Origin of the sequence: Streptomyces sp. BA2, assembly GCF_009769735.1 — a bacterium.
In the GTDB taxonomy this organism is placed as follows: domain Bacteria; phylum Actinomycetota; class Actinomycetes; order Streptomycetales; family Streptomycetaceae; genus Streptomyces.
In genome coordinates this window covers 858276-869242 of sequence record NZ_WSRO01000002.1, presented here as the reverse complement: position 1 = coordinate 869242, position 10967 = coordinate 858276, and the positions used below count along the sequence as shown (strand labels likewise).

Here is a 10967-nt window from a genome sequence, read left to right as displayed (position 1 = left end):
GTCGACGGGAGTCACGACTTGCCGAACTCCGTCTGGATGATGTCGAGGAGGTCGTCGACGGAGGCGGACTCCAGATCGCGGTTCTGCCGCTCGGCGGAAGCGTCCCGGTGCTCGCCGCTGGTCCCGTTGTGAGGACTGCCGCTGGTCCCGTTGTGAGGACTGCCACCGGTCCTGCTGTGAGGACCGTCGCCGGAACCGCTGTGCGAACCGTCGCCGGTCCCGTTATGAGAGCCGTTGCCGGAACCGCCGACCGACCCGTTTGCGGCAGCGCCGCCTGCGCCGGAACCTTCGTACGGCGACGTCTCGTTGAGCCGTTCCAGCATCCGCCGCAGCCGCTCCGCGGCCCCGCGACGTACCTCCGCGTCCTCCAGCGCGTCGCCGGTGAACGCGGTGTCGAGGCGTTCCAGGTCGGCCAGCAGGGACGCGCCGGTGGCGACGGGGCCGCCGAGTTCGGAGCGCAGACACTCGGCGAGGGCGTCCGGCGTCGGATGGTCGAAGACCACGGTCGTCGGAAGGCTCAGGCCCGTTTCGGCATTGACGCGGTTGCGCAGCTCGACGGCCGTGAGCGAGTCGAAGCCCAGGGCGTTGAACGGCTTCCCGGGGCGCACGCCGTCCAGCGAGACGTGCCCGAGCACGCCGGCGACCTGCGTTCGGACCAACTCCAGCAGGACTCGGTGCCGTTCCTCGGACGACAGTCCGGTCAGACGCGCGCGCAGTCGCGTACCGGGGTCCGTGTCCGTGTCCGTGTCCGTCCGCGGATTCGCCGAGGCCTGTGCGTTCCGGCCGGTTGGCTCCGCCAAGGCCTCCCGCACGTCCGGTAGTTCGGCGAGCAGCGGGCTGGGACGGCGGGAGGTGAAGGCCAGGGCGAAGGTTGCCCAGTCGATGTCAGCGATGGTGAGGTGCGGCTCTCGACCGCGTACGGCCTCGGCCAGCGCCGCCACGGCCGTCCGCGGATCGAGGCCCCGGATGCCGCGGCGGCGCAGGCGTCGTGTGTTCTCCTCGGTGTCGGCCATGCCACCGCCGCTCCAGGCGCCCCACGCGACCGCGGTGGCGGGCAGACCGAGGGCGTGGCGGTGCTCAGCGAGCGCGTCGAGGTAGGCGTTTCCGGCGGCGTACGCGCTCTGCCCGCCGCTGCCCCACACCCCGGCGGTCGAGGAGAACAGCACGAAGGCGCTCAGCCGGCCGGCGCCGTCCGGTTGCCGGGTCAGTTCGTGCAGATGGCGGGCCGCTAGGGCCTTCGGGCCCAGGACGTCCGCCACGTGCCGGGCGTCCAGTTCGTCCAAGGGACGGTCGACGCTTACGCCGGCCGTGTGGACCACCGCCGTGAGCGGGGTCTCGGTCGGTACGGCGTCCAGCAGCGCGGCGAGCGCCGACCGGTCGGTGACATCGCAGGCGCTGATGGTCACGGCGGCGCCGGCCTCGGCGAGTTCGGCCCGCAACGCGTCCGCGCCCGGGGCGTCCGGACCACGGCGGCTCACCAGCAGCAGGTGTTCGGCACCGTTCGCGGCCAGCCATCGGGCCGCATGGGCGCCGAGACCTCCGGTGCCGCCGGTGATCAGGACGGTGCCGCGTGGTGGCCAGGGCCCGTCCGACGTCGTGGGCATCGCCTGGGATGCCGGCGCGGGCGTCGCGTCGGATGTTGCTTCGGATCCCGACTGGGGCGCCACCTCGGATGTCGCCCCGGATCCCGACTGGGGCGTCGCCTCAGATGTCGACTTGGCCCCCACCGCGGCCCCGGCCCCCACCGCGGCCCCGGCCCCCACCGCGGCCCCGGCCCCCACCGCGGCCCCGGCCCCCACCGCGGCCCCGGCCCCCACCGCGGCCCCGGCCCCCACCGCGGCCCCGGCCCCGGCCCCGGCCCCGGCCCCGGCCCCGGCCCCGGCCCCGGCCCCGGCCCCGGCCCCGGACGCTGCCGCGACCGTCGCCTCGGACATCGGCTCCGGCTCCGGGGCCGGGGCCGGTGCAGACTGGGACACCGACCCCCCCGGCGTCATACGCCTGACCCGCCGTACGCGCGCCCCGTCCCCCCGCAAGGCGACCTGGTCCTCGGGCGCCGCTCCGCCGGCCGCATCCCCCGAGTCCATCGGCCCCAGCACGCGGACGAGTTCCTCCCGTCCGCGCGTACCGAGGTCTTCCGGAGTAGCGGGCAGGTCGATCAACCCGCCCCATCGAGCGGGCGCTTCGAGTGCCGCGACCCTGCCGAACCCCCACACCAGGGCCGCGTCCGGATCGGCGAGCAGCTCGCCCTCGTCCACGGAGACGGCCTGCCGGGTGACGGCCCACAGCGGAGCCTGGACGCCCGCGTCGCCGAGTGCCTGGGTGAGCGCGATCGTGGCGGTGAGCCCGGCCGGCACGCCCTGGCCGGTCTCCCGGACCAGGGCGAGCAGGGACAGCACGCCGTTGACGCGGCCGCCCTCCGTGCCGCCGTCCGTGCCGCCCTCCTCGGCGATCCGCGCGGTGATACGACCGGTCAGTTCCGCCCGCTCCGTCCCGCCCGGGTTGGTCTCCAGAGTGGCGATCCGCGCCCCGGCGTCCCGGAGGGCCCGGGCGCAGAACTCCGCCCATTCGCCCGCGTGTCCGTCCTGCGGCAGGACCAGCAGCCACGTCCCTTCCAGGCGGGCGTTCCCGCCGCGCGGCAGTCGGGTCCAGGCCGCCCGGTAGTGCAGCCCGGACTGCGCCGCGGCCGCCGCGCGGTCCTCCTCCGCGGGGTCCACCGGGTCCACCGGGTCCACCGGGTCGATCCAGTGACGCCGGTGCCGGAAGGCGTACGTAGGCAGGTCCACGGGCCGGGCGGGGCGCAGGACATCCGCCCAGTTCGGGCCGGTGCCATGGGCGTGGAGGGTGGCCAGGGCGTGCGACAGGGCCGTGGGTTCGTCGGGCGTCGCCTCGGCGGTCGTGCGGGCCGGCCGCAGCGCCGCGATCGCCGTGTGAGACTCCCCTCCCGGCAGGATCGCCCGCGTCAGGGCCGTCAACGTGGCGTCGGGGCCGATCTCCAGGAACGTGGTGGCGCCCTCGCTGAGGAGATGGGTGATGCCCTGCCGGAAGCGGACCGGGCGGCGGATGTGCTCGGACCAGTAGGCGGGATCGGTGAGTTGTTCCGCCGTGGCCTCGGTGCCGGTGATGTTCGAGACGACCGGCAGGGTCGGCGGGCGAAGGGTCAGCTCTGCCGCGGCGCCGGTGAACTCGTCCAGGACGGGGTCCATCTGCGCGGAGTGGAAGGCATGGCCGACCTTGAGGGCGCGGGTGCGGATGCCGGCGGTGCGCAGCTCCTCGGCGAGCGCGGTCAGGGCCGGGACCGGACCGGCGAGCACGGTCGCCGTGGGGGAGTTGTACGCGGCGATCTCCACCTCGGGATGCCGCAGCAGAGCGTCGGCGAGGGCGTCCGCATCCGCCTGCACGGCCAGCATTCCGCCGGTGTGACGTGGGAGCCGCTGCATCAGGGAAGCGCGGGTGGCGACGAGGCGGGCGGCGGTGGGGAGGGGCAGGGCGCCGGCGATGTGGGCGGCGGAGAGTTCGCCGATGGAGTGGCCGATCAGATGGTCCGGACGGACTCCCCACGCCTCCAACTGCCGGGTGAGTGCCGTGTGCAGGGCAAACAGACCGGTCTGGGTGTACAGGGTCTGGTCCAGCAGCGCGGCCCGTTCGGTGCCCGCCTCCGCGAACAGCACCTCGCGCAGCGGTACGTCGAGGTGGTCGTCCAGCGCCGCGCACATCTCGTCCAGTGCCTCGGCGAACACCGGGAGTGCGCCGTACAGTTGCGCTCCCATGCCGGGGCGCTGGCTGCCCTGGCCGGAGTACATGAACACGAGCGCGCCGGGTTTCGGCTCGGTCTCCGTGCGGATCACCCCGGCGGCGGCCGCCGACCCGCCCCGGGCCACCGTCCGCAGCCCGTCGAGGAGTTCCGTACGGTCACGGCCGAGCACCGTGGCGCGGTACGGCAGGGCGGTGCGGCGGGACGCGAGCGACCAGGCCACGTTCTGCGGGTCCAGCTCGGGGCGGGCCTGAACGTGATCGGCCAGTCGCGTGGCCTGGGCACTCAGCCCGTCCGGGGTCGCCCCCGAGACCAGCCACGGCACGACGGGACCGGACACCGCCGCCGCCGCGGACTGTTCGCCCGCAGAGCCGGAGCCGGGCGACACCCCCGTGCCGATGCCCCGACCGGCGTCTCCCGCTGCTCCGCTCCCGGCCCCTGGTGCCTCCTCCACGATTACATGCGCGTTCGTCCCGCTGATGCCGAAGGCCGACACCCCGGCCCGCCGCGGTCGTTCCGACCCGGCGCGCGACCAGTCGCGCTGTTCGGTGAGCAGCGCGACGGCCCCGGTGTCCCAGTCGACATGGCGCGACGGCCGGTCCGCGTGCAGCGTGCGCGGCAGCACGCCGTGGCGCATGGCCAGGATCATCTTCATCACACCCGCGACACCGGCCGCGGCCTGCGTGTGTCCCAGGTTGGACTTGACCGACCCCAGCCACAGCGGCTGGTCGGCGGTGTGTTCCCGCCCGTACGTCGCCAGTAGCGCCTGCGCCTCGATGGGGTCGCCCAGTGTGGTGCCCGTACCGTGGGCCTCGACGGCGTCCACCTCGGCGGCCGTCAGCCGGGCGTTGAGCAGGGCCTGCTTGATGACGCGCTGCTGGGAAGGGCCGTTGGGGGCGGTCAGGCCGTTGGAGGCGCCGTCCTGGTTGACGGCCGAGCCGCGCAGCACCGCGAGTACGGGGTGGCCGTTGCGCCGCGCGTCGGACAGCCGTTCCAGCAGCAGCAGGCCGGCGCCCTCGCCCCAGCCGGTGCCGTCGGCCGTGTCCGAGAAGGACTTGCAGCGGCCGTCGGGCGCGAGTCCGCGCTGCCGGGAGAACTCCACGAAGACCGCCGGGGTGGCCATCACCGTCGCGCCGCCCGCCAGGGCCAGTTCGCACTCGCCGTTGCGGAGCGACTGCGCGGCCAGGTGCAGAGCGACGAGGGAGGAAGAGCAGGCCGTGTCGACGGTCAGGGCCGGGCCCTCGAAGCCGAAGGTGTAGGCGACACGCCCGGACGCCACGCTCGGGGCGCTGCCGTTGCCCACGTACCCCTCGTACTCGGCGGGGGTGCGCAGCAGCAGTCGGCCGCCGTAGTCGCTGTACATGATCCCGGCGAAGACGCCGGTGGCCGAGCCGCGGAGCCGGTCGGCGGGGATGCCTGCGCTCTCCAGGGTCTCCCAGCACAGTTCCAGGAGCAGCCGCTGCTGCGGGTCCATGGAGGCCGCCTCGCGCGGCGAGATGCCGAAGAACTCCGCGTCGAACCGGTCGGCCTCGTGCAGGAAGGCGCCCGCGCGCGTATAGGTCGTGCCGGGCCGTTCACCGCTCGGGTCGAAGATCGCCTCGCCGGGCCAGCCGCGGTTCTCCGGGAAGGTGCTGATGCCCTCCCCGCCCCGGCGCAGCAGGTCCCACAGGGCGTCGGGCGAGTCCACGCCGCCGGGGTAGCGGCAGGCCATGGAGACCACCGCGATGGGGTCGTCGTCCGGGGCGCGGGTCGTGGTCACCGGTTGCACCACACCTGCGGTGGGGCCGGACAGTTCGGTCCCGAGCCAGTCGGCGAGGGCCTGCGGCGTGGGATGGTCGAAGACCGCCGTGGCCGGCACGCGCAGTCCCGTCGCGGCGCTCAACTGGTTGCGTATGTCCACCCCGGTGAGTGAGTCGACCCCCAGGTCGCGGAAGGACTGGCCGGGGCTCACCGACTCCCCCTCGGGGAGGTTGAGCGCCACCGCGGTCGTACGCCGAACCAGTGCGAGCAGGGCACGGTCCCGTTCGGGTCCGCCGAGCGCGCTGATGCCCGACCCGGTGGGGGAGGCCTCCGGTCGGGTGTCCGTCGCATGCGCGGCTGCCGGCTGAGGCGTGGGCGCCACGGAGCGCAGGACCGCCGAAAGGGTCGCGTTCCGGGACTGCGCGCGCAGCGCCTGGCGGTCCAGGAGCACCGGCGCGGTCAGCGCGGCTGGGCTGCGCAGCGCCGCGTCCAGCAGCGCCAGAGCCCGGTCCGCGGGCATCGCGCGGACACCGGCGCGGGCGATCCGGGCCCGTCCCGCCCGGTCCAGGCTCTCGCCCATCCCGCCCTGGTCCCACAGACCCCAGGCGAGGCTGACAGCGGGCAGCCCCCCGGCCCGGCGGTGCTGGGCGAGGGCGTCGAGGAAACTGTTGGCGGCGGCGTAGTTGGCCTGGCCGGGGGTGCCGATCACCGACGCGAACGAGGAGAACAGCACGAACGCCGCCGGGGGGCGGTCCGCCGTCAGCCGGTGCAGGTGCCAGGCGCCGTCCGTCTTCGGCCGCAGCACGGCGTCGAGTTGACCGGGCGTCAGCTCGGTGACGGTCGCGTCGTCCAGGACACCCGCCGCGTGCACCACGGCGGTGAGCGGATGCTCCGCCGGGATCAGCGCCAGCGTGTCGGCCAGCGCCTGCGGGTCGGCGACGTCGCAGGCCGCGAACGTCACCTCGGCGCCGAGCGCGATGAGTTCGCCGCGCAGGACCGGAGCGGACTCGGCGGCCTCGCCGCGCCGGCTGACCAGCAGCAGCCGGCGTACGCCGTGCGCGGCCACCAGGTGGGTGGCGACCTGCCCGCCGAGCGCGCCGCTCGCCCCGGTGACGAGGACGGTGCCCTCGGGGTCCAGGGCCGGCGGCGGGCCGTCCGCGGTGATGCGGGTGAGCCGGGGGACAAGGAGGCGGTCGCCACGCATCGCGACCTGCGGTTCGCCGGCGGTGAGCGCGTGACGCACCGCTTCGGCCACGGAGACGGATCCGGAGACCCCGTCGGAGGGGGCGCCGGAGGGGTCGTCGTCGATCAGCACGATCCGGTCGGGGTGCTCGGACTGCGCCGACCGCAGCAGCCCCCACAGCGGGGCCGTGTCCAGTGCGGGTACGTCCTCGTCCGGGCCCGTTCCCACCGCGCCGCGGGTGACCATCACGAGGCGGCTCGTCGCGGGCCGGTCGTCGGCGAGCCAGTTCTGCAGAACGGTCAGCGCGCGGGCCGCGGTGGTCCGCGCCCGTTCGGCGGTGGAACCGTCGCTGTCCCCGCCGCCCGCCGGGCATCGCACCACCAGGGTGCCGGGCTCGTCCGTGCCGGCGGGCGGCTCGGCGTACGTGTCGAGGCCCGTCTCCCACAGCGGGGCCGGGGCCACCGCCTGGCCCCCGGGCACGGTGAGCTCCCGCCACTCCACCCCGTACAGCGGATCCGGTACGGCGCCCAGGCCCGCCGCCGGGACCGGACGCAGTGTCACCTCATCCGCTCTGAGCACCGGAGTGCCGTCGGTGCCGGCGAGATCCAGGGCCAGGGTGTCCGGGCCGGTCGGTGTCACCCGGGCGCGCAGCCGGGATGCCCCGGCCCGTCCGAGGAGCCGTACGCCGGACCAGGCGAACGGCAGCCGCAGGCCCGTCCCCGTCGCGTCCAGCAGGCCCATGGTGTGCAACGCGGCGTCCAGCAGCGCCGGGTGGACGCCGTACTCCTCCAGATCCGTGTGCCGGTCGCCGGGCAGGGCCAGGTCGGCGTAGAGGTGCTCGCCCAGCTTCCAGACGGCGCGCAGCGAGCGGAAGGCCGGGCCGAAGCGCATCCCTCGGTCGTGCAGTCGCTCGTAGAGGTCCTCCAGCGGTACGGCCGTCGCGCCCGCGGGGGGCCAGGCACCGCCGCCGTCCCACGGAGCCGGGGTGTCGGGCGGCTCGGTCGCCAGAGTGGCGGTGGCGTGCAGGCTCCACTCGGCGCCATCGGCGCCATCGGCGCCATCGGCGCCATCGGCGTCATCGGCGTCCGGTTCGGCGGAGCCGTCGTGTGCGTCCGGCTCGGGGCGGGTGGAGAAGGTCAGCGTTCGGCGGCCGTCGGCCGCCGGCGCGCCCACGCCCACCTGGATCTCCAGGGCGCCGCCGTCCGGCACCACCACCGGGGAACGCAGGGTCAGTTCCTCCACCTGGGAACCGCCCGCGTGCCGGGCGGCGCACAGGGCGATCTCCGCCGTGGCCGTGCCCGGCAGTACCACCGCCTCACCGAGCACGTGGTCGGCCAGCCAGCCCGGTGCGCGGGTGCTGACGCGGCCGGTGAACAGAGTGCCCGGCCGCTCCGGATCCGCGACCTCCAGTACCGCTCCGAGCAGGGGGTGGCGGGTGGCCCGTACTCCGGGCTGTGTGCCGCTCGGTGCGGCCGGCGCCAGCCAGTACGTGCGTCGCTGGAACGCGTAGGCGGGCAGGTCGACCCGGCGGATGTCCCGGCCGGCGAACAACGGGCGCCAGTCGACGTCCGTCCCGTGTGCCTGCAGCCGAGCGACAGCCGTCAGCAGGGCCGGAGCCTCGGGGTGGTCGCGCCGCTGCGCCGATGTCACGACGACCGGCTCGGGATCGTCCGCCGCCGGGTCCGCGCCGTCGAGGACCGCTTGGACCAGGGGGCCGAGTGTGGTGTCCGGGCCCAGCTCCAGGAAGCCGGTGACACCGTGGCCGAGCAGGTCGGTGACGCCTTGGTGGAAGCGGACGGGCATGCGGATGTGCCGTGCCCAGTAGCAGGGGTCGTGGTGCTGCTCGGTGGTCGCGGTGGCTCCGGTGACGTTGGAGATCACCGGGATGTCGGCGACGCCGAGGGGGTGGCGGGCGAACAGCCCGGCCAGATGATCGCCGTAGGCCCTCAGGACGGGGTCGGTGTGGGCGCTGTGGAAGGCGTGGGCGACCTTCAGCGCCCGAGTGCGGATCCCGGCGGCCGTCAACTCGCCGGCCACCTGGTCCAGGACGTCGCTCGGCCCGGCGAGAGTGGTGGCGGCGGGCGCGTTGTGGGCGGCGGCCTCCGCCCGTGGATGCCGCGCGAGGTACTCCGCCAACGGCTCCGGGCCGCAGAGCACGGCGAGCATGCCGGTGCCCGCGGGGAGGGTGTGGAGGAGCTTGGCACGGGTCGCGACCATGTCGGCCGCCACCGGCAGGGGGAGCACTCCGGCGAGGTGGGCGGCGGAAAGCTCCCCGACCGAATGCCCGATGAGGTGATCCGGCCGGATGCCCCACGCCCGGAGCAGGCGGGTCAGCGCGGTGTGCACCGCGAACAGCGCCGGCTGCGTGTAGAGGGTGTGGTCGAGCAGGGCGGCCTGCTCAGTGCCCGCCTCGGCGAACAGCACGTCCCGCACGGGTACGTCGAGATGCTCGTCCAGCGCCGCGCACACCTCGTCCAGCGCCTCGGCGAACTCCGGAAACGCCGTGTACAACTCCCGCCCCATGCCGGGACGCTGGCTGCCCTGCCCCGGGTAGAGGAACGCGATGCGCCCGCTCTGCCGGACGCCCGTGACCAGCCCGCCGGCCGGCTCGCCCCGGCCGAGCGCGTCCAACTGGGCCAGCCGCTCGTGGCGGTCGTGGCCCAGCAGCACCGCGCGGTGCCCGAGGGCGGCCCGGCCCGTCGCCAGCGCGTGCGCCACGTCGTCGTCCCCCGGCTCCGGGTGGGCCCGCAGATGGCCGGCCAGTCGGACGGCCTGGGCCCGCAGCCCGTCCGCGCTCGCACCGGAGACCAGCCAGGGCAGGGCCGGTCCCGTGCCCGCGGGGCCGGAGGCGGGAATCCGGTCGGGGGACGCCGGCTGCTCGTCCTCGGCGGGCGCCTGCTCGACGATCACGTGCGCGTTGGTCCCGCTGATGCCGAACGCCGACACCGCCGCGCGCCGCGGGCGGCCGTTCTCCCGCCATGGCACCGGCTCGTTCAACAGGGCCAGCGCGGCCGGATCCCACTCGATGTGCGGGCTGGGCGAGTGAGCGTGCAGCGTGCGGGGCAGCTCCTTATGTCCCAGTGCCAGCACCAGCTTGATCAGTCCGGCCACGCCCGCGGCGGCCTGGGTGTGCCCGATGTTCGACTTCACCGACCCCAGCCACAGCGGCGCACCCGAGATACCGCGGCCGCGCCCGTACGTCTCCAGCAGCGCCTGCGCCTCGATCGGATCGCCCAGTTCGGTCCCGGTGCCGTGCGCCTCGACCGCGTCCACGTCTGCGGCGGCCAGGCCCGCGTCGGCCAGGGCCGCCCGGATCACCTTCTCCTGCGCACGCCCACTGGGCGCCGTCAGCCCGTTCGAGGAACCGTCGGAGTTGACCGCGCTGCCCCGGATCACCGCCAGCACCCGGTGCCCCCTGCGGCGGGCCTCGCCCAGCGGTTCCAGGAGCACCATGCCCGCACCCTCGGCCATGCCCATGCCGTCGGCACCGGCGCCGAAGGCCTTGCACCGGCCGTCCGCGGCCAGCACCCGCTGCCGGCTCATCTCGGTGAACGGCCCCACCGTCGAGAAGACCGTCGCCCCGCCGGCCAGCGCCATCGCGCACTCCCCGCGGCGCAATGCCTGCACCGCCAGGTGCACCGCGGTCAGCGACGTGGAGCAGGCGGTGTCCACGCTCACCGACGGCCCCTCCAGACCGAGGGTGTAGGCGAGGCGGCCGGACAGCACGCTCAGGACCGTGCCGGTCAGCAGATGCCCGCCGACCCCGGCCGGGGCGTCCCCGAGGAGACCGCCGTACTCGGTGGGATTGCTGCCGACGAACACGCCGGTGGAGGTGCCGCGCAGCGCGTGCGGATCGATACCGGCCCGCTCCGCGCTCTCCCAGGCCAGTTCCAGCAGCAGCCGCTGCTGCGGATCCATGGCGAGGGCCTCACGCGGCGAGATGCCGAAGAAGGGCGCGTCGAACCCGGACACGTCGTCCAGGAACCCGCCCTCACGCACGTACGAGGTGTGGGGCCGGCCGGGGTCGGGGTCGAAGTGGTCGTCCAGGTGCCAGTCGCGGTTCGCGGGCATCGCCGAGATGACGTCCCGGCCGTCCCGCAGCAGCTCCCACAGCTCCTCCGGGGAGTGCGCGCCGCCGGGGTAGCGGCAGGCCATGCCGACGACCGCGACCGGCTCCCGCCGCTGCTCCTCCAACTCCCGGAGCCTGCGGGTGGTCCGGCGCAGATCGGCCGTGAGCCGCTTGAGGTAGTCGCGCAGCTTGTCTTCCTCGGCCATGGCCTGGACAGCTCCTTT

At 75.0% G+C, this 10967-nt stretch carries 1 protein-coding gene; it reads right to left on the bottom strand.

The genetic code is table 11. The features are described from left to right. Positions 1-11 precede the first annotated feature (11 nt). Positions 12-10949: a type I polyketide synthase gene (locus E5671_RS06805; RefSeq protein WP_237330118.1), complete on the bottom strand. Its 10938-nt coding sequence runs from the start codon at positions 10947-10949 to the stop codon at positions 12-14. Positions 10950-10967 lie beyond the last annotated feature (18 nt).

What these genes read in the sequence shown, in the direction of transcription:
- E5671_RS06805 (WP_237330118.1), bottom strand. Translation starts at nt 10,949, where the DNA reads ATGGCCGAGGAAGACAAGCTGCGCGACTACCTCAAGCGGCTCACGGCC.